Origin of the sequence: Streptosporangium saharense, assembly GCF_014203715.1 — a bacterium.
In the GTDB taxonomy this organism is placed as follows: Bacteria; Actinomycetota; Actinomycetes; order Streptosporangiales; family Streptosporangiaceae; genus Streptosporangium; species Streptosporangium saharense.
Window position 1 is genome coordinate 343,968 of sequence record NZ_JACHJP010000006.1, and the last position, 18,421, is coordinate 362,388.

The 18,421-nt window shown below is 68.8% G+C and carries 17 protein-coding genes, 2 tRNA genes and 1 riboswitch; of the genes, 16 read left to right on the top strand and 3 right to left on the bottom strand.

The window, feature by feature from the left end; all coding sequences use genetic code 11:
- Positions 1-179: 179 nt before the first annotated feature.
- Both FHS44_RS27130 and FHS44_RS27135 read left to right on the top strand, forming a co-directional pair.
- Positions 180-1,466, top strand: coding sequence for an MGH1-like glycoside hydrolase domain-containing protein (locus tag FHS44_RS27130; protein ID WP_184719609.1), 1,287 nt, complete (start codon positions 180-182; stop codon positions 1,464-1,466).
- Positions 1,463-1,924, top strand: coding sequence for a hypothetical protein (locus FHS44_RS27135; RefSeq protein ID WP_184719611.1), 462 nt, complete (start codon positions 1,463-1,465; stop codon positions 1,922-1,924). Before FHS44_RS27130 ends, FHS44_RS27135 begins: the two co-directional genes overlap by 4 nt.
- A gap of 43 nt (positions 1,925-1,967) precedes the next feature.
- Here FHS44_RS27135 and FHS44_RS27140 read toward each other — a convergent pair whose 3' ends face one another.
- Positions 1,968-2,285: a YtxH domain-containing protein gene (locus tag FHS44_RS27140; RefSeq protein ID WP_184719613.1), complete on the bottom strand. Its 318-nt coding sequence runs from the start codon at positions 2,283-2,285 to the stop codon at positions 1,968-1,970.
- A 165-nt stretch (positions 2,286-2,450) separates the two neighbouring features.
- Between FHS44_RS27140 and FHS44_RS27145 the strand changes: the two genes are divergently transcribed.
- Together FHS44_RS27145 and FHS44_RS27150 are read left to right on the top strand one after the other, a co-directional pair.
- Positions 2,451-2,526, top strand: a tRNA-Asn gene (locus tag FHS44_RS27145).
- 280 nt (positions 2,527-2,806) lie between these two features.
- The gene (locus FHS44_RS27150; protein WP_312863831.1) at positions 2,807-4,042 is read left to right on the top strand and encodes a nitric oxide synthase oxygenase; all 1,236 of its coding nucleotides are present in this window, start codon (positions 2,807-2,809) and stop codon (positions 4,040-4,042) included.
- 9 nt (positions 4,043-4,051) lie between these two features.
- On the opposite strand, the gene FHS44_RS27155 is transcribed toward FHS44_RS27150, so the two are convergent.
- Positions 4,052-4,564, bottom strand: a complete 513-nt coding sequence (locus tag FHS44_RS27155) for a DUF402 domain-containing protein (RefSeq protein WP_184719615.1) — start codon at positions 4,562-4,564, stop codon at positions 4,052-4,054.
- A gap of 52 nt (positions 4,565-4,616) precedes the next feature.
- A riboswitch (SAM riboswitch) is annotated at positions 4,617-4,729 on the top strand.
- 35 nt (positions 4,730-4,764) lie between these two features.
- Here FHS44_RS27155 and FHS44_RS27160 point away from each other — a divergent pair.
- The 6 genes from FHS44_RS27160 to FHS44_RS27185 are packed head-to-tail and all read left to right on the top strand — an operon-like array spanning position 4,765 to position 12,694.
- Positions 4,765-5,706 (top strand): glutathione S-transferase C-terminal domain-containing protein, encoded by a 942-nt coding sequence (locus tag FHS44_RS27160; RefSeq protein ID WP_184719617.1) that lies wholly within the window; start codon positions 4,765-4,767, stop codon positions 5,704-5,706.
- Between the two features lie 37 nt (positions 5,707-5,743).
- Positions 5,744-7,504 carry an FAD/NAD(P)-binding protein gene (locus FHS44_RS27165; RefSeq protein WP_184719619.1) on the top strand — a complete coding sequence of 587 codons (1,761 nt, stop codon included), beginning with the start codon at positions 5,744-5,746 and terminating at the stop codon, positions 7,502-7,504.
- A 21-nt stretch (positions 7,505-7,525) separates the two neighbouring features.
- Positions 7,526-9,166 carry an ABC transporter substrate-binding protein gene (locus FHS44_RS27170; protein ID WP_184719621.1) on the top strand — a complete coding sequence of 547 codons (1,641 nt, stop codon included), beginning with the start codon at positions 7,526-7,528 and terminating at the stop codon, positions 9,164-9,166.
- Positions 9,163-10,134, top strand: a complete 972-nt coding sequence (locus tag FHS44_RS27175) for an ABC transporter permease (RefSeq protein WP_184719623.1) — start codon at positions 9,163-9,165, stop codon at positions 10,132-10,134. The genes FHS44_RS27170 and FHS44_RS27175 overlap by 4 nt, the downstream gene beginning before the upstream one ends.
- On the top strand, positions 10,131-11,090 hold the full coding sequence (locus FHS44_RS27180; protein ID WP_184719625.1) for an ABC transporter permease: 960 nt from the start codon (positions 10,131-10,133) through the stop codon (positions 11,088-11,090). The genes FHS44_RS27175 and FHS44_RS27180 overlap by 4 nt, the downstream gene beginning before the upstream one ends.
- The gene (locus FHS44_RS27185) at positions 11,087-12,694 is read left to right on the top strand and encodes a dipeptide ABC transporter ATP-binding protein (protein ID WP_184719627.1); all 1,608 of its coding nucleotides are present in this window, start codon (positions 11,087-11,089) and stop codon (positions 12,692-12,694) included. Before FHS44_RS27180 ends, FHS44_RS27185 begins: the two co-directional genes overlap by 4 nt.
- Positions 12,695-12,932: 238 nt before the next feature.
- Here the strand turns inward: FHS44_RS27185 and galK are convergent, their stop codons facing one another.
- Positions 12,933-14,051 carry a galactokinase gene (gene galK, locus FHS44_RS27190; protein ID WP_184719630.1) on the bottom strand — a complete coding sequence of 373 codons (1,119 nt, stop codon included), beginning with the start codon at positions 14,049-14,051 and terminating at the stop codon, positions 12,933-12,935.
- 153 nt (positions 14,052-14,204) lie between these two features.
- Between galK and FHS44_RS27195 the strand changes: the two genes are divergently transcribed.
- The 6 genes from FHS44_RS27195 to FHS44_RS27215 all read left to right on the top strand — a co-directional run bounded on the left by FHS44_RS27195 (position 14,205) and on the right by FHS44_RS27215 (position 18,206).
- Positions 14,205-14,278, top strand: a tRNA-Ile gene (locus tag FHS44_RS27195).
- A 52-nt stretch (positions 14,279-14,330) separates the two neighbouring features.
- Entirely contained in the window at positions 14,331-14,744 is a 414-nt protein-coding gene (locus FHS44_RS27200) for a hypothetical protein (protein ID WP_221461336.1), read from the top strand.
- Positions 14,745-14,908: 164 nt separating this feature from the next.
- Positions 14,909-15,292, top strand: coding sequence for a hypothetical protein (locus FHS44_RS40260; RefSeq protein WP_221461337.1), 384 nt, complete (start codon positions 14,909-14,911; stop codon positions 15,290-15,292).
- Positions 15,250-15,585 carry an HAD family hydrolase gene (locus FHS44_RS40265; protein WP_376771615.1) on the top strand — a complete coding sequence of 112 codons (336 nt, stop codon included), beginning with the start codon at positions 15,250-15,252 and terminating at the stop codon, positions 15,583-15,585. The genes FHS44_RS40260 and FHS44_RS40265 overlap by 43 nt, the downstream gene beginning before the upstream one ends.
- A 719-nt stretch (positions 15,586-16,304) precedes the next feature.
- Positions 16,305-16,808, top strand: a complete 504-nt coding sequence (locus tag FHS44_RS27210) for a hypothetical protein (protein WP_184719632.1) — start codon at positions 16,305-16,307, stop codon at positions 16,806-16,808.
- 750 nt (positions 16,809-17,558) lie between these two features.
- Positions 17,559-18,206, top strand: a complete 648-nt coding sequence (locus tag FHS44_RS27215; RefSeq protein ID WP_184719634.1) for a S1 family peptidase — start codon at positions 17,559-17,561, stop codon at positions 18,204-18,206.
- The last annotated feature ends 215 nt before the right edge of the window (positions 18,207-18,421 follow it).

Genomic DNA, 18,421 nt, shown 5'->3' on the forward strand with positions numbered 1-18,421 from the left:
CTGCTTTATATACATAAATGCCCCCTTTTTAGAGTTCTGCCCGATGGCTGCCCGCCGTACTCGGAACCGTGGGAAACGGGCCCCGGGGTCATGTGCGCGGCGGGGAAGATCGGGTGCCAGAAGCATGCAGAAGGGGCGAAGGGCTGTTCTCCCGGCCAATACTGGCCCAGACTGGGCGAATGGAGGGGCGGACAGCGGTTGACGATGTCGCACTCGGACGCGAGGCGTGGTCCGTCCTCGACGCCAACCGCGCGGGCGCCGTGACCGTGCCTGCACCCGGCCTCTACCCGCACCAGTGGAACTGGGACTCGACCTTCGTCGCGATCGGCGTCTCCCGCTGCGACACCCGCAGGGCGGGCACCGAACTGCTCAGCCTCCTGACCGGGCAGTGGCGCACCGGGATGGTGCCCCACATCGTCTTCGGCAGGGTCTTCGGCAGGGGCCTGGCCGACGGTTACTTCCCCGGCCCGGCCGTCTGGCGCTCCGGGGAGCATCCCGCCGCCCCCAACGGGGTGCCGACCTCGGGGCTGACCCAGCCGCCGCTGCACGCCCTGGCCGTCTGGTGGATGTGGCGGCACGCGAAGGACCGCGAGGAGGCGTGCGACCTGGTCCGCAGGCTGTATCCCATGCTGGTCGCCCAGCACGACTACCTCGCCACGACCAGAGACCTGGGCGGGGGAGGGCTGGCCGCGATCGTCCACCCCTGGGAGTCGGGGATGGACGACAGCCCGGTGTGGGACACCCCGCTGGACGCCATGGCTGCGGCGCCCGGCCTCCAGGAGGACGAGCCGTTCCCCGACCGCTACGTCTGGCTGGCCCAGCGCTACCGCGACTCCGGCTACGACCCGGCCTATCTGCGCGCGGAGCATCCCTTCGCGGTCGAGGACCCGATGTTCAACGGCATCTGGCTGGCCTCCTGCCAGGCGCTCGCTGAACTGGCCCCGCTGGCCGGGGCCGATCCCGCGCCGCACCAGGAGGCGGCCGAGCGGATCCGCGCCGGGCTGCTGGAGCGGCTCTGGGGCGGGGAGGCCTTCCATGCCCTCGACCTGCGCTCGGGACGGCTCAACCCGATGTGCACCGTGGGCGGCTTCGGGCCGATGCTCGACCCCGGCCTGCCCAGGGACCGGGTGGCCAAGCTGGTCGGCGTGCTCGAATCGGCCCGGTTCATGGGGGCCGCGGGCTATCCGGTGCCCAGCTGCGAGATCCGCGCCCCCCAGTTCGACCGGTCGCGCTACTGGCGGGGACCGTCCTGGGTGAACACCAACTGGCTGCTGCGGCGGGCGGCGGCCGTACACGGGCTCGACGGCCTGGCGCGCCTGCTCGGCGTCTGCACCCTGCGCCTGGTACGGCAGGCGGGCTTCAGGGAGTGCTTCGACCCCTTCGACGGCAGCGGCAGGGGCAGCAGGGACTTCTCCTGGTCCGCGGCGCTCACCCTCGACCTGCTCGCCGATAACGTGGAGGGATGAAGCTCTTCAATCGGACGCCCGCCCAGGTTCGCGCGGCCGTGGCGCCGACCGACCGGGTGCTCACCTACGCCGAGGGGCCCGACGGTTACGTGGTCGCGACCGACAGGGCGCTCTACCTGGGGGAGACCAGGCTGCCGTGGTTCAGGATCGACCGGGGCGTGTGGGACGAGGAGGGGCTGACCGTCGTCACCACGGAGGGGCAGACATACCGGGCGCCGCTGCCCGAGCCGGGACGGGTGCCGGAGGCGGTCAGGGAGCGGGTCACGGCCTCGATCGTGGTCAGCCAGTACGCCCCGCTCGACGCCAGAGGGGGAGTGCGGCTGGTGGCGAGGCGGACCGACGAGGACCTGATGGTCTGGGAGTTCGTCTTCGACGCGGGGATGGACCCGGAGGACCCCGGTCTGCGGGCTCTCGCCGAGCAGGCCCTTGAGGAGACACGCCGAAGCTTCGGCGTCTAGCACGCGGAAGGGCCCCCGAGGGGGCCCTTCGCCGTGTGTGGGATCAATGTGGGGTGACGGCCTTCTCGTCCTTCTCCTTCGGCCACCCGGTGCCTGTCTCGTCGTGTTCGTTCGGTCCTGTGCCGTTGTGCGGCTGCAGGAACGGCAGCTTGTTCCTGGCCACGACGCTCACCTTCGTCCTGGCCACCTCGGTGACTTTGGAGACCTGGGCGCCGACGAGCCCGGCGGCCTCCTGTACGGCGGGGCTGTCGGAAACCCGGCGTGCCATCCCCTTGAGCTGTTCGTAACGCTCCCGGCCCGCGCGACTTCCAAGGATGTATCCAACCGCGAGGCCAACACCGAACATCAGTCGGTAACGCATCTCCACCTCCACAAGCGTCCTGGGCGGGACCCTACCCGCGGACGAGAAGTTGTCTCGGCCCTACCCCGGAGCATCGATGCGACACACACTCCCGGAGTGCGCTAATCTATTCCTGCGCCGCAAGGAGCGGGGGAAAACCCCCGGGCCGACCAGCGCAAACCACGATCCCGTGTAGCTCAATCGGCAGAGCAGCCGGCTGTTAACCGGCAGGTTATAGGTTCGAGTCCTATCGCGGGAGCCAAGCGGAAGGCCCCGGGAGCACAGCTCCCGGGGCCTTCGCCGTTTCGTGCCCTATTTCCCGGACAAATCCCGGTGAATCACAGAAAATAGGGGACGCATCGCCCCGTGTCCCTCCGCTCGCGCTCGGTGACCGGGCCGCGCCGTCATGGACCGCAGTAGATCATCGTGGGATCGCCGTGGATCGCTGTAGATCACTGTGGGATTGGGGACACCACGCCGAGGGAACCGTGCCGCCCGGAACGGCATGCCGTACCCGTTAAACGTAAATAGGTGGTTTTTCTGTGCCGACTTGGCCGAGAACCCGGCGCCAGACGCCGGAGAGGGAACAGGGAGCACGTGCGCAGGACTACGAGGGATCCCATCGGGGAGGCCACGACAGGACACCGCGGCAGCCGCCCGCCCAGCCGGTGGACCTGGGGGCCGCCGAGGAGTTCCTGAAGCTGTTCCACGAGGAGAACCCGGAGGCGGGCCCGATGCGGCCCCGGCTGCGCGAGGTGCGTGCCGAGATCACCGCCACGGGGACCTACACCCACACCCCGAAGGAACTCGTCTTCGGCGCCAGGGTGGCCTGGCGCAACAGCGACAGGTGCATCGGGCGGCTGTACTGGAAGTCGCTGCGGGTGCGCGACCGGCGCCGGGTGAACACGGTCGAGGGGGTCGCCGTCGAGTGCGTCAACCACCTCCGCGAGGCCGCCTCGGAGGGCAAGATCCGGCCGATGATCACGATCTTCGCCCAGGACCGTCCCGGGGCGCCGGGGCCGAGGATCTGGAACGAGCAGCTCATCCGGTACGCGGGGTACGCGATGGACGACGGCTCCATCGTCGGCGACCCGCGCAACGCCGGATTCACCACGATGGCGCGCAAGCTCGGCTGGCCCGGCGGCAGGGGCACACCCTTCGACGTGCTTCCCTTGGCGGTCTCGATGGGGGACGGGCCACCGCTGCTGTCCATGATCCCCGGGGACGCGGTGCTTGAGGTGCCGCTGTCCCACCCGGCCTATCCGTGGTTCGAGCGGCTGGGGCTGCGCTGGCACGCCGTACCGGCGATCTCGAACATGTGCCTGGAGATCGGCGGGATCTGCTACCGGGCGGCGCCGTTCAACGGGTGGTACATGGGCACTGAGATCGGGGCGCGCAACCTCGCCGACCCCGACCGCTACAACCTGGTGCCGCTGGTCGCCGCGCGGCTCGGCCTGGACACCCGCAGCGAGCGCTCGCTGTGGCGGGACCACGCGCTGGTCGAGCTGAACGTGGCGGTGCTGCACTCCTTCGACAGGGCGGGGGTCACGATCACCGACCACCACACCGAGTCCAGGCGCTTCCTGACGCACGTGGAGCGTGAGGAGAGGGCGGGCAGGTCCTGCCCGGCCGACTGGAGCTGGATCGTCCCGCCCATCTCCGGCGCCGCGACCCCGGTCTTCCACCGGTACTACGACCAGGCGCGGCTCTCACCGAACTTCGTCACGCACCCCGACGCCCAGGAGCGGTCGGCGGGTCGGTGGAGCAGGGGATGGTGACGCCCGGCGTCACCGGGGCTCGGCGACCAGGGAGAGCCAGTGCGGGGGTGAGGCGAAGGGGGCCTTCCTGGCGGTGACGGCCTCCATCAGGGTGGCCGCGGAGGCGCGGGCGCCCTCGATGACCTCCCTGGGGTAGGCGTAGCGGACCTGGTGCTCCTCGAACTCGTCCTCGTCGTCGAGGAGCACCCGGCCGTCCTTACGCATGCGGATCACGTCGAGATCGAGGTCGATCATGGTCACCTCGTCGCCGTTCCAGCGCGGCACGGTCGAGACGTCACAGTAGATCTCCGCCTTGTACGGCGCCGCGTTGAAAGTGGCCGTCCACCAGGCGTCACGGGGGAAGAGGATCACGAACGGCTCGTCCCAGACGACGGGCGGCTCCTGCCCCCGCCTGCCGCTGCTGCCGGGCGGGCAGCCGACCCACACACCGTGCTCGTCCTCACCGAGGAGCAGCGCCGGGTGGTTCCAGTGCAGTGAGCCGTCGTACTTGCGGTAGACCACCTTCACGATCTCATGAGACATCCCCCGACTTTAAGGGTTGACAGAGATCTATGTATTTCCTACCGTCTAACTAGGTTAAGAGCGTCAGTGCAAAGCCCCGGCTGGCTGACCGGCAACCCTCGCACCGCGGCGGGGTGCCCCCGGGGGAGACCGGGCGGCACGGTCGGCGTGCCGCAAGCGCGGACCCGCACGGGTCACCGAGGCATGCCTGGGAGTGCCACATGTCCGAGATCACACTCAACTACGCGAGCCCCGTCGACCTGGACACCCACGGTCACTACCGGCCGGGCGGCAGGCTGGGTCCCCGCTACCCCTTCCAGGGACGGATCACCGACGACGGCACGGGGGAGTTCCCCGCCGAGCCCGGGCGCTACCACCTCTACGTCGCGGCCGTCTGCCCCTACGCGCAGCGCGCGGCGATCGTGCGCTCCCTCAAGGGGCTGCAGGAGGTCGTCTCGCTGTCCTACGTGGACGACGATCGCGACGGCAGGGGCTGGGCGTTCCGCGAACGGCGCGGCGCCGACCCGGTCAACGGCTTCGCGACCCTCAGGCAGGCCTACGAGGCGACCGAGCCCGGATTCGACGGCCACGTCTCGGTGCCCGTTCTCTGGGACCGGCACGGCGGGCGCATCGTCAGCAACAACTTCCCGGACATCACCCTCGACCTGGGCACCCGCTTCGGCGGCGACCCCGACGTGGACCTCTACCCCGAGGAACTGCGGCCCGAGATCGACGCGCTCAACACGCGGATCTACGAGTTCGTCAACACCGCGGGCGGCAAGGTCGCCGCGGCCACGACCGAGCGGGAGTATCACGAGGCGAGGAGGGCCGTCGTCGACTTCCTCGACGAACTCGACGCCAGACTCGCCGACCGCAGGTTCCTGTTCGGCTCCGCGATCACCGAGTCCGACGTACGGCTCTGGCCCACCCTGGTCAGGTTCGACGTCGCCGACAACCCCTCGGCCAGGATCAGCGAGCGTCCGCTGACCGCCTTCCCCAACCTGTGGGCCTACGCCAGGGACCTCTACCAGCACCCCGCCTTCCACGAGAACACCGACCTCACCGTGCTCGCCTCCACGCCCAGGGAGACCGAGCCCTGGCGCGTCCAGGTCGAGCCCTCCACCCCCGACTGGGACCTTCCCCATCGAAGAGCAGCGCTGTGACGAGCCGTACGAGCCGTACGAGAGGGGAGTGGACGGCGTGAGCGCCTCCATCGCGATCGTCGGCGCGGGGCCGACCGGCACCTGCCTGGTCGAGCGGATCTGCGCCAACGCCGCCGAGCTGCTCAGCTGGCCTTCGCTCGACATCCACGTGATCGACCCCTACCCGCCTGGCGGCGGAAGGGTCTGGCGCGAGCGGCAACCCGACCTGCTCTGGATGAACTCCGCCGCCGCGGACGTGACGCTCTTCACCGACGAGTCCGTCCGGTGCGTCGGCCCGATCCGCCCCGGCCCCTCGCTGGCCGAGTGGCTCGGCTGCGATCCGGGACGGTTCGTCCCCAGGCCGGTGCAGAACGCCTACCTCACCCACGTCTTCCAGCGCGCCGTGGACACCGCCCCCCGAGGGGTGCGGGTGCACGTGCACCGGACCCGAGTCCTCGACCTGACCGACGTTCCCGGGGGCCAGGCCGTACGGCTTGAGGACGGCACGACGGTCGAGGTCGACGCGGTGATCCTCGCGCAGGGACACGGCGACGTCACCCCGGCCGCCGACGAACGCAGGCTGACGGCACTGGCCAAGGAAAGTGGCCTGCGCTACGTGCCGACCGGCTACACCGCCGACCTCGACCTCGGCCAGGACCAGCTGCCTCCCGGCGAACCGGTGATCGTGCGCGGCCTGGGACTGGCCTTCGTCGACCTGATGGTGCTGCTCACCTCGGGCAGGGGCGGCCGGTTCGTCAGGGAGCACGACGGGGAGCTGGTCTACCTGCCCAGCGGGCGGGAACCGCTGCTGCACGTGGGATCGCGGCGCGGCGTGCCGTACCACGCGAAGACCGCCTATCCCTACCGGGGACTGCGCCCACCGGAGCCGCGCTTCCTGACCGCGCGGGCGCTCGGCGAGGGGCCGTGGAACTTCCGGCGGGACGTGTGGCCGCTGGTGGCCAAGGAACTCGCCTTCGCCTACTACCACGAGCTGATCAACAGCCACCCGAGGCGGGTCAGGATCGGCTGGGCGGAGTTCGCCGAGCGGTTCGCCGCCGAGGAGTGGCGCAGCTCCGGGATGCGGCTGCTGATCCGCAAGGCCGTACCCCGGCACGCCGACCGGCTCGACCTCGACCGGCTCGACCGGCCCCTCGACCGGATCCGCTTCGGCGACCAGGCAGGACTGCACCGGTGGATGGACGGCTACATGGCCGCCGACCTGGCACGGCGCTCCGACCCCGCGCACAGCGCCGACCACGCCCTGATCCTCGGGCTGCTGTCCGTCAACGGCGTCCTCGCCGAGCTGGGCATCTCCGACCGGTGGTTCGAGGGCTTCTTCAGCTACGTCGCCAGCGGCCCGCCCGGCCCCCGGCTTGAGGAGCTCAAGGCCCTGGCCAGGGCGGGCGTGGTCACCTTCCTCGGCGCCGATACCAGGGTCGAACACCGCGGCGGGCGCTGGGTCGCGCAGAGCCCGACCCTGCCCGGCGTCGTCACCGCGCGAACCCTCGTCGAGGCCAGGCTGCCCGCGCCCAGCGTCAGCCGCTCGACCGACCCCCTCATCTCCACGCTGCGCGACCGCGGCGAGATCGACGAGTCAGCCGGCCTGCTGAGAGTACGGCCCGCCGACCGCCGCCTGCTTGACCGGTCGGACACCCCTCATCCCCGCAGGTTCGCCTTCGGCCCCTGGGTCGTCGGCGGCCGGGTCACCGGCGGCTTCGCCAGGCCCGGCCTCGACGCCCCGCTCTTCCGCCACGCCGACGCCCTGGCCCGGATCGTGCTGTCCGAGGCCGTCACCACCCAGATCAGACATGTCGCTTGAGATCCCCCGAGGAGAAGGTAAGTGAAAGTGCAAAAGGGCATCCTGGCTCTCGTCGGGGTGCTGACGCTCGCCGCCTGCGGAGCCGAGACCGGAGCCGCGAACACGGCCTCGGGCGGCGAGGGCGGCGGTGCCAAGGGGGGCTCGCTGGTGTGGGCTGTCGAGACGCAGCCCGTCACGTTCAACCCCCAGCAGTGGGGTCAGAACAAGGCCAGGCTGCTGGTGCACAACCAGTTCGACGCGCTCGTCGCCAGGGGCAAGGACGGTGAGTTCCTGCCGTGGCTGGCCACCTCGTGGGAGGTCTCGAAGGACGGCCTCACCTACACCTTCCAGCTCAGGAAGGACGTGACCTTCCACGACGGCGAGAAGTTCGACGCCGCCTCGGTCAAGGCCAACCTCGACCAGCTCGTCGCGCCCGGATACAACGCCGCGGTCGCCGGGATCCAACTGCGCAACTTCTCCTCGGCCGAGGTGACGGACCCCTACACGCTGAAGGTCACGCTGAAGGCGCCCGACGCGCTGTTCCTGGACTTCCTGTCCTCGCCGTACGCGGGGCAGGTCTCCCCGAAGTCGCTGAAGACCGCAAAGGACCTCAAGGCGGGCGGCCCCGACCTCGTCGGCACGGGACCGTTCATCCTCGACCGCTTCACCCCCGGCCAGGAGGTCCACTACCGGCGCAACCCCGCCTACAACTGGGCACCGCCCAACGCCGCGCACCAGGGACCCGCCTACCTGGAGGAGATCACCTACCGGTTCCTGCCCGAGGCCGCGGTCCGGGTCGGCGCGCTCACCTCGGGGCAGGTCCAGGTCATCGAGGGTGTGCCCGCGACCGAACTCGGCCTCCTCAAGGCCGACTCCAGCGTGAAGGTGGAGACCAGCCTCAACTCGGGCAGCGCGTTCTCCTACTACTTCAACATCTCCCACCCGCCGTTCGACGACAAGCGGGTGCGCGAGGCGTTCAGGGACGCCGTCGACGTGGACACCGTGCTCAACTCGGTCTACCAGGGCACGGCCAAGCGGGCCTGGAGCATCGTCGGCCAGGGCAGCCCGCAGTTCTACGACGCCTCCCTGGAGAACACCTACGGCAACAACGCGCAGCGGGCCAACAAGCTGCTCGACGAGGCGGGCTGGAGCAAGCGGGACGCCGAGGGCTTCCGGGTCAAGGACGGCAAGCGGCTGACCGTCCGCTCCATCGAGTCGGCCCCCTACGTCAGGGACCGCCGCGACGTCCTCGCGCAGGCCGTACAGGCCGCGGTCAAGCAGAGCGTCGGCATCGACTTCCAGCCCAAGGTGGTCGACCAGGGCACCCAGCAGAAGGCGCTGCAGGACGACCAGTACGAGCTGTTCCAGAACTCGCGCGGCGACACCGACGCGGGGGCCGCGCTCAACCTGATCCTGCCGAAGGGCGCGGCGATCAACCGCACCCACTACGAGAACGCCGAGCTGGACAAGCTGCTCGCCGAGGCCTCGACCACCTCCGACCTGGCCAAGCGCAAGGAGATCTACGCCAAGGTGCAGCGGATCGTCGTCACGGACGAGGCGCTGCTGCTGCCGCTCTACGTCCCCGCCGACCAGGTCGCCTACGGCGCCGGGGTCACCGGGATCACCTTCGAGCCGGTCTCCGGCACCCCCAACAGTGCTTACGACGTCCGGACAGGCACGTGAGCACCCTCACACTCACCCGGCGGCGGGGGCTGGCCGCCGCCGGGTGGATCGGCCCGGTGGTCAGGCGGCTCGGAGCGGGACTCGTCGTGCTCTGGGTCGCCGCCACCGCGGCCTACGTCGCGCTGCTGCTCGTCCCCGGCGACACCGTGGACGTCCTCATCGCCGACGGCGTCGACACCCCGCAGCGGCGGGCGCAGATCATCACCGAATGGGGGCTCGACCGCCCCATCCCACACCAGTACGGCGACTACCTGCTGAGGCTGCTCCACGGCGACCTCGGCCGCTCCTACGTCCTGCAGCGCGACGTCGCGGAGATCCTGTCCTCGCAGATCTGGCCGACCGTCAGGCTCGCCCTCACCGCGGCGGCCTTCGGCGTCGTGATCGCCCTCGTGCTCGCGCTGACCACCGCGGGCCGCCGTTCCTGGACCACCGGGCTCGCCGGGTTCTCCGAGCTGACCGCGGCCTCGATCCCGCCGTTCCTTGCCGGTCTCCTGCTGCTGGCCGTCTTCTCCTTCACCCTCGGGTGGTTCCCCGTCTCCGGCGACCGTGGTTTCGCCTCCCTCGTGCTGCCCGCCCTGGCCCTCGGCCTGCAGATCGCCGGGGCCCTCGGCCAGGTGCTGCGCGAGGGCCTGGAACGGGCGCTTGAGGAACCGTTCGCGGTGACCGCCCGCTCGCGCGGCATCACCGAGTGGCGGCTCGTCGCCAGGCACGCCCTGCGGCACGCGTTGCTGCCCGCCGTGACCCTCACCGGCTGGTTCGTCGGCGTCCTGCTCGGCGGGGCGATCGTCGTCGAGGCCGTCTTCGGCAGGCCCGGCCTGGGGCAGATCACCCTCGGCGCGGTGACCGGCAAGGACATGCCCGTGGTCATGGCCGTCATCATGTTCGCCGCCGCGATCTACGTGACGGTCAGCACCCTCGTGGACCTCGCCTACCTCGCGATCGACCCCCGGTTGAGGAGGAGCCGATGACCGTCTCCGACAGGGAACCGGCCTCCGAGCGCTCCGACAGGGAACCGGCCGTCGCGGTGCCGCCCGCCCGGCTCGCGGCCGACGACGAACCTGGCCTCGACCCCGTGCCCGCCGTTCCCCCCGCCGCCCCGCGCACTGTCCCGCGCCGGTACGGCGTGCGTCCAGGACAGGTCGTCGCGCTGCTCTTCCTGGCCGTCATCGCGGTCGCCGCTCTGGCCCCCGGCCTGCTGAGCGGAGCCGACCCGCTGGCCGCGGACCCGCTGCACGCGCTCGCTCCACCGAGCGCCCAGCACTGGTTCGGCACCGACCACCTCGGACGCGACGTGCTCTCCCGGGTCGTCCACGGGGCCGGTTACTCGCTGGGCATCGGCGCCGCGGCGATCCTGTTCGCCGCCGTCCTGGGCACCGTCCTCGGCGCGCTGGCCGGACTGTCCCCCCGCTACGTGGACGAGCCGCTCAGCCGCCTGTTCGACGTGCTGGCCAGCTTCCCCGAACTGCTGCTCGCCATGCTGGTCATCAGCGTCACCGGGCCCGGCGCGGGCAACGTGATCCTCGCGATCGGCCTGGTCCAACTGCCCAACTACGCCCGCGTCATCAGGGGACAGACCTTCGTCGTGCGCCGCTCAGGCTACGTGGAACAGGCCGTCACCCTCGGGCTGCGCAGGCCGACCCTCGTCGTGCGCCACGTGCTGCCCAACATCCTGGGGCCGCTCCCCGTGCTCGCCACGATCGGCATGGGCACCGCCATCATCGCCACCTCCGGGCTCAGCTTCCTCGGCATGGGCCCGCAGCCGCCCGACCCCGAATGGGGCTCGATGCTGGCCGAGGCACGCAACTACCTGCGCGTCGCCTGGTGGTCCGTACTCTTCCCCGGCCTGTTCGTCACACTGACCGTCGTCAGCCTGACCGCGGTCGGGCGCCGCCTCCAGCGCCGTTTCGAGGGGAGACTCCCATGAGCCTCATCGAGGTCGAGGACCTGCGTGTGACCTTCCCCAAGGCCGGGGTCGAGGCCGTCAGGGGGGTGAGCCTGTCGATCGCCGAGGGCGAGTGCGTGGCGATCGTCGGAGAGTCGGGATCGGGCAAGAGCGTCACCGCCAGGACCCTGGTCGGACTGACCGGCCAGGGCGCTACCGTGACGGCCAGCCGGTTCGACGTCAGGGGCAGGGACGCCCGCCGCTTCGGACCCCGTGACTGGCGCAGGCTGCGGGGCCGCTTCGCCGGGCTCGTGCTCCAGGACGCCCTCGTCTCGCTCGACCCGCTGCGCACCGTCGGAGCGGAGATCGCCGAGGTGCTCGCCGCCCACGACGTCGTGCCGCGTGCGGGCCGTACGGAAAAGGTGCTCGAACTGCTCGACGCGGTCGGCGTGCCGGAACCGGAGCTGCGGGCCGCGCAGTACCCCCACCAGCTCTCCGGCGGGCTGCGCCAGCGCGCGCTGATCGCCTCGGCCATCGCGGCCGACCCGCCGCTGCTCATCGCGGACGAGCCGACCACCGCGCTCGACGTCACCGTGCAGGCCCAGATCCTGCGCCTGCTGGCCGCGCGCAGAGCCGAGGGCACGGCGCTGCTGATGATCAGTCATGACTTGGCCGTCGTCTCCTCCATCGCCGACCGGGTGCTCGTCATGAAGGACGGCGTGGTCGTCGAGGAGGGACCGACCAACCGGGTGCTGTCCGCCCCCGAGCGGGACTACACCAGGCTGCTGCTGGCCGCCGTACCGTCCGCGGCTTCACGGGGCACCCGCCTGTCGGCCATCGCGACCGGTGGCGTCTCGCTGCGCGCCCCGCTGCCCGAGCGCAGGATCGACCACGGCTCGCCGGTCGTCGAGGCCAGGGGCCTGACCGCCGAGTACGGCCGGCGCCGCGTGGTCGACGACGTCTCCTTCGAGGTCCACCCCGGCGAGACCGTCGGCATCGTGGGGGAGTCGGGCTCCGGCAAGACGACAGTCGCCCGGCTCGTCATGGGGCTGATGAAGCCCGTCGCCGGACAGGTGTGGCTGGACGGCTCTCCCTGGTCGGGGCTGCCCGAGCGCGAACGCCGCCCCCGCCGCTCCGTCATCCAGGTGATCTCGCAGAACCCGCTGGACTCCTTCGACCCCCGCTACACCGTCGGCCGTCTTGTCGCCGAACCCCTCGGCGGGCCGTGGAAGTCACGCGCGGCCAGGGTCGCCGAACTGCTCGAACGGGTCGGCCTGCCCGCGGACCTCGCCGGACGCCACCCGAGAGGACTGTCCGGCGGTCAACGGCAACGGGTCGCCATCGCCAGGGCACTGGCCCCCAGGCCCCGGGTGCTCGTGTGCGACGAGCCGGTCTCCGCACTTGACGTCTCGGTCCAGGCCCAGGTGCTCGACCTGCTCGGCGAGATCCAGGCGGCCGACGGAACCGCCCTGATCTTCATCTCGCACGACCTGGGGGTGGTCCACCACATCAGCGACCGGGTGGTGGTCATGCGGGAGGGCCGGGTGGTCGAGGACGGCCACGTGGACGAGGTGTTCTTCCTGCCCAAACACGAGTACACAAAGGAACTCCTCGGCGCGGTCCCCAAACTCGCGACCACCCTTTAGGGGCTTTGCCCTGGTGCGTTTCCGGTCGAGGTCCCGGGTTCTGGCCTGGTCGGTTCCTCGGCGTTCTCCTGATCACTGCCGTGTTCCCGCGATGTTCCCGGCTCCTTGGCGCTGGCCGTTCTCTCGGTTCTCGCCGTGCTTTGGGCGTCTCTGCAGGCCGTCAAGCGCTTCTCGGCTCCTGGCTTGGCCGTTCCCTGAGCCAGAGGGTTCCTTGGTGGGCCGCAGGTTCTGAGGGATCTTAAGCCAGGCGGCGGGCTCCGGCTGACGGGGTGGCCGGGTAGGTCTCGGGGGCGGCCCAGCCGCGCTCGGCGTAGGCGGCGGTCACCGAGTCGCGTACGGCCTCGACCCGCTCCTCGGGAACCAGCGTGATGACGGAGCCGCCGAAACCGCCCCCGGTCATCCTGGCGCCCCTGGCCCCGCCCCTGACCGACGCCTCGACGGCCACGTCCAACTCCGGGCACGAGACCTGGAACTGGTCGCGCAGCGACAGGTGGGAGGCGTTCAGCAGCGCGCCGATCTCCCGTACGGCCCCGGCCCTCAGCAGCCCGATCAACGCCTCGACCCGGTGGTTCTCCGTCACGACGTGCTGGACGCGCCTACGCTCGTCACCGTCGAGTCTGCCGAGCGCGCCCGCCAGGTCCGTGACGTCGCGCAGCGAGGCCACCCCGAGGCGCTTGGCGGCGTTCTCACACTCCTGGCGGCGGCGGGCGTACTGCCCGTCGGCCAGCGCGTGACGCACCCCGGTATTGATGATCAGCAGCCGCAATCCGTGCGCGGCCGGGTCGAACGGGACGTTCCTGGTGGCCAGGCTCCGGCAGTCCATGAACAGCGCCCTGCCCTCCTGGGCGAGCGCGGAGGCGGCCTGGTCCATGATCCCGCACGGCATGCCGACGAAGTCGTTCTCCGCCCTCCGCGCGGCCAGCGCGACCCCCATCCCGTCCAGGGCGAGGCCATACAGGTCGTTGAGCGCCACACAGACGGCCACCTCAAGCGCCGCGCTCGACGAGAGCCCCGCGCCCTGCGGCACGTCCCCGTCCACGACCAGATCCGCGCCCCGCACCGGATGCCCGGCCTCGCGCAGCGCCCAGAACACCCCGGCGACGTAACGCGCCCACCCCTCGGCCTCGTCGAGGGTTCCGAGGGTCACGACCCCGTCCGCCTGCAGCGAGCGAAGCCTGACGACGTCGTCCTGCCGGGGAGAGACCGCCGCGGTGACCCCCCACGGGACGGCGAAGGGCAGCACGAACCCGTCGTTGTAGTCGGTGTGCTCACCGATCAGGTTCACCCGCCCGGGGGCGTGCCACACCCCCTCGGGCTCCGCCTGGAAGGTCTCACGAAAAGCCTCAACAACGCGCATGATCGAACATCCTCCAACAAGGTTCCCCCGTAGGGTAGCGAGTCCGGCGAAACCCGGCGCCGCCGTTCAAGGTCACATCTTGGCCCCGTCCCGCTCGGCCGATGTGCGAACAGCGCCGACCTTTGGTTGAATGCGGCAGTACGGCGTGCGCGAGGGGCGGTAGCTCAGCCGGTTAGAGCAGGGGACTCATAATCCCTGGGTCGCGGGTTCGAGTCCCGCCCGCCCTACCCTTCCGAGAAGTGCTTCTGACGTGGGCTTTCGCGGTCATGGATCTTCGTCGTGCTCCCGGCTTTCGCCGGTTGCCTGTGGGGGCTGTGCCGAATGCGTGCCGAAATTCCGGGGAGATCGGCTTCTCCCGCCAAGAGCCTCGAAGATCCGGCGCCTGGCCACTTCATCCTGCTCAAGGACGCCCCTGGCGTAGATCTGACGACATCTGGATTCTTCGTCCGCGAGCGGACAGGACGGCCAGTCGGGTTGCGCCCGCACTTGGAGGCCGCGTTCACCGAGCTGCCCGACGAGGCCGCGCTTCGAGAACGCGCCCGCACCATCGCGCACTCGGTCGAGGTCCTCGCCGAACTCGGGCTCGTTCAGTCAGCGAGCGTCCAGGTGAAGGTGCACAGGGCGTCGAGCCTGTTCAAGCTTGTACGTCCTGAACCGTTTTTGGGTTCTATCCGTTGCGTGAGCGGTCCCTGACGATCGACGGCGACAGCCACACCTTCTACGACGTCACCGGAAAGGACACCCCCTGTTCCACCACTCCGCAGGTCCGGACGACGCATCCCTGGGCTCGCAGTACGTACAGCAGGCACAAGTCTGGTTCGACAGCGTGTGGACCACATCGCCTACGAGCGTCCCGTATGAACGCCGACCTTGCGGAAGTGCTGCGGTCGGTGAAACACGTCCTGATCGACTTCGACGGCCCCATCTGCTCGGTCCTCGCCGGCCTTCCCGCGCCAGAGGTTGCCGAACGCCTGCGCGCAGCCGTGCTCTCCCACGGAGAGAGTGTGTCGACGAGCTGGGGGAGCGAGACCGATCCGCTCGCTCTTCTGCGGCGCATCAGCGTCGATCGTCCGGACCTGGGGGCGATGACGGATGCGGCGTTGACACGGTTGGAAGAAGAAGCTGTCCAACTCGCCCGACCAACTCCCGGGGGGAAGCTGTTCTCCGAGCCTGCGGCGATTCTGGCCGGACCGTCTGGCTGGTCAGCAACAACGCGAGCAGCGCTATCCAGGCCTATCTGAACGCGCATGATCTCAGCGGTCAGGTGGCGGGAGCCTTCGGCCGCGTCCCAGGCGATCCGGCATCGATGAAGCCCAGTCCCCGACTGCTGCTGGACGTCATGGACGCCGCTGGCTCTGTCCCTGCGGAGTGCGTCTTCATCGGCGACGCCGTACGAGACGTCGAAGCTGGTGATGCCGTTGGCATATCAACCATCGGGTACGCCAACAAGCCAGGGAAGGACACCTCCCTGGCAACTGCTGGCGCTGTGACGGTTGTGGGATCGATGAAGGTCATCGCAGATGCTCTGACTTGAGCTGCGAGCTACATAAAGCACGCCTCTGAGTGAGAATTTTCTACACAAGTATCAAGTATTAAAGGCGGTCCGCCGCGTGCCAGACGGTCACCGCCGTGCTGCGGTTCTTCGGTCGGTCGTTGCTGACACCGCCCCGCGCGCCACCCGATCCTGTCCAAAGCGATCAGCCAGTCACCCACCCCGTTACCAAGTCGGTGGTCCGCAGCAAACTCGGCCACTCACACACGGAAGGCGGCCCGTAGATCGATTGGGGTGTCATCCAAGTCGAAAAGTGTTAGCCACCGCACACCGCAGGAGACTAATCCCTCTCACTTGTCCTGCACTGATCACAACCGGGCTCTTTGGTCCGTAGTCGGCATAGGCGGGGCGATCGGCATACTTCGGTTATGCCGTAAGGGGCTGGAGTCGATTGCTGCTGCGCTGCTTTCGACGCTCAGGCCTGGCGGCCCTGCGATTCGGGTCGGCTTGCCGCCGAGCAAGTGATCTTTATCTGTCGCATTGCGGTTTCTGGTCAATAGCTTGAGATTATTGACTGATCTTACGGCGAGTCCGGCGAACTCTGCTCGAGCTATTCGGCAAGGTAATAAAAATTCCGTTTTGTACCGAACCAGATTTGCCAATTTAAGTTGGCCGTAACGTTTCAGGCGGTCGGCGGATATACCGTCTGCCTTCACTTTGTCTACTCGGCAAGCAGCGCGATACCTGGAGGGAACGGGCGCGTGAGTGCACGAGACACGAACATCAAAGCGGCTTGGGTAGGGGCGGCCGCGACGGTTCTCGCGGCCGTCATCAGCCTGGTAGGAGTGCTCATCTTCAACTCTCGGGGCGAGAATCCGATGCGTGTCTCCCTCGCCTCGCCCACCTTCAAAAGCTCCCCGGATCATGGCTCCTCCATATTTTTCTCCGGGACGTGGACGGGAACCGCCACTCACCCCACGGCGGCCCTCGAATTTCCGGTGAACTTCTGGATACCGGACAGCATCCAGTCGGGAACCGAGTCGGGCGTGCTGCGGTGGGCTGAGGAACTACACTGTTTCGCTCGGTTGAGATGGGTGGGAGGGGCGAATGAAAAGGCTACCCTAGATCTCAAAGAGGTGACCGGCAAGGGCTGTTACGCAGGAAGGCTGACGCTCGTCCGTCAGGCGGACAACGAAATCTATTTCGAGGTCACCCGCCAAGGGGAGAGCGCTCCTCGATATCTCGGCCGATTGAGCCGCAAGTGAACGGCCGCTAGAGTGATCACCATGGCGCGGTGGGCGGCGGTGCTTGTGCATTTGTGCTTGTAAAGAGCATGATTAGTTGGGGTTCTGCACTCTTCTCCAGAGATGTTTCCCTTTCGCTTCAACTGAATGAATTCGGCAGGCATGAGGGATGAAGTCGCGGGTGAGCGGGGGTGCTCCCCGCGTACGCGGGGTGACCATTTCGGAGAATGGGCCATCTGCGGGCCGTTTGGGATCTACTAGTGATGACAGGCGACGGTAGGAGCTGACGGTCAGACAGCAAGCTCAGCGTGGCTGCGTACAGGTGCCTACGGGTAGTTGAGGTGGGATGCCACTTCCTATGTAACAAGCCACTAGGAAGCTACAGGGCGATGCTGTGCCGAAGCGTCCTCCGATAGCCCTCAGCTGTGAGTGTTCTTGCAGATGGAAGGTGCGGTCGTAAGCTTTCGCGTCCGTGTCATAATCCCTGGAGCGTGAGTTCGGGACTGCCTGCTCCGGCTCTTCGGGCCTTCTGGAAGTGCCCTTGACCGGACTTTCATGGCCGGGCGCTTCCTGTGTTTCCGGTCGTGTGTTCCTGATTGCGGGTTGCGTCGGAGGTTTGAGGTGATCGTCGCCTTTCGCTGAGAACCCTGCTGACCTGGTGTTTGACCGACCCGGGGCTCATGGGTGGGAGAGCCGGGTTCTTGCTTTTCGATAGGAAGCCTGGCTGGGATGACTATTGGCAGGGTTGGGTGTGAAATTTAGTGTCAGGGGATGATGCGACGGATAGCTCTTCTGCTGATCTTCGGTCTTCTGGTTCTGAGTCCTGGGGCGGCGTTCGCCGAGGTGGGTGGGGTTCAGGCCACGCCCATCTACGTCGGGGACTCCTTCGGGCCCAACTGCGCGGTCGGGGCCACCGTGAAAGGGGGGTTCGTCACCTCCGGGAAGTGCGGTGCTCCGGGCCAGGTCATACGCACGTCGACCGGGGTGGTCGTGGGGACCGTTCGGGCCTCGACCTATCCCAATCCTTCCTCGGCCTGGGTCAGCGTGACCTCGGCCTGGGAGCCGGTCGGCGCCTACAGGTACTTCGGCGGTCAGAACATGCCGGTTCTCGGGAGCACCCCGGCCCCCGTCGGCTCCTCGGTCTGCGGGGTCAGCCCCACGACCGGATGGCGATGCGGCATCCTGCAGAGCAGGAACGTCTCGGTGTCCTTCCCCGACGGAACCCTGCACGGCCTGCTCCTGACCAACATCTGCTTCGAGCCCGGCACCCCGCTGGGATCCCCCCTCTTCTCAGGCGGCCAGCTGCAGGGACTCCTGGTCGGTTTCTCCGGCAACTGCAGTTCGGGAGGCCGGTCCTACTACACGCCCATCAACGAGATCCTGCAGCGGTACGGCCTGACCCTGCTCACCTCCTCCTGACCTCCGAACGCGGGAGCGTGCCCGGGCGGGTGAAAGAGGGTAATCAGTCCTCATGAACGGAGGCCGAGTTCGATCGCCCACACCGAACCGGACGACGCGGAGGCGATGGACCGTGCTTGACGTGATCCCGCCGCCTTCTCCGTGCTGTTCGACCGGCACGCTCCCGCGCTCCACCGGTATGTGACGCAGACCGGGCAGATCGCTGGCCGACACCT

Excerpts from the sequence above, each read along its gene's own strand:
- FHS44_RS27135 (WP_184719611.1), top strand. The coding sequence starts at position 1,463 with ATGAAGCTCTTCAATCGGACGCCCGCCCAGGTTCGCGCGGCCGTGGCG.
- FHS44_RS40260 (WP_221461337.1), top strand. The coding sequence starts at position 14,909 with ATGAACGCCGACCTTGCGGAAGTGCTGCGGTCGGTGAAACACGTCCTG.
- FHS44_RS27130 (WP_184719609.1), top strand. The coding sequence starts at position 180 with ATGGAGGGGCGGACAGCGGTTGACGATGTCGCACTCGGACGCGAGGCG.
- FHS44_RS27140 (WP_184719613.1), bottom strand. The coding sequence starts at position 2,285 with ATGCGTTACCGACTGATGTTCGGTGTTGGCCTCGCGGTTGGATACATC.
- FHS44_RS27185 (WP_184719627.1), top strand. The coding sequence starts at position 11,087 with ATGAGCCTCATCGAGGTCGAGGACCTGCGTGTGACCTTCCCCAAGGCC.
- FHS44_RS27155 (WP_184719615.1), bottom strand. The coding sequence starts at position 4,564 with ATGTCTCATGAGATCGTGAAGGTGGTCTACCGCAAGTACGACGGCTCA.
- galK (WP_184719630.1), bottom strand. The coding sequence starts at position 14,051 with ATGCGCGTTGTTGAGGCTTTTCGTGAGACCTTCCAGGCGGAGCCCGAG.
- FHS44_RS27160 (WP_184719617.1), top strand. The coding sequence starts at position 4,765 with ATGTCCGAGATCACACTCAACTACGCGAGCCCCGTCGACCTGGACACC.
- FHS44_RS27180 (WP_184719625.1), top strand. The coding sequence starts at position 10,131 with ATGACCGTCTCCGACAGGGAACCGGCCTCCGAGCGCTCCGACAGGGAA.
- FHS44_RS27215 (WP_184719634.1), top strand. The coding sequence starts at position 17,559 with ATGATGCGACGGATAGCTCTTCTGCTGATCTTCGGTCTTCTGGTTCTG.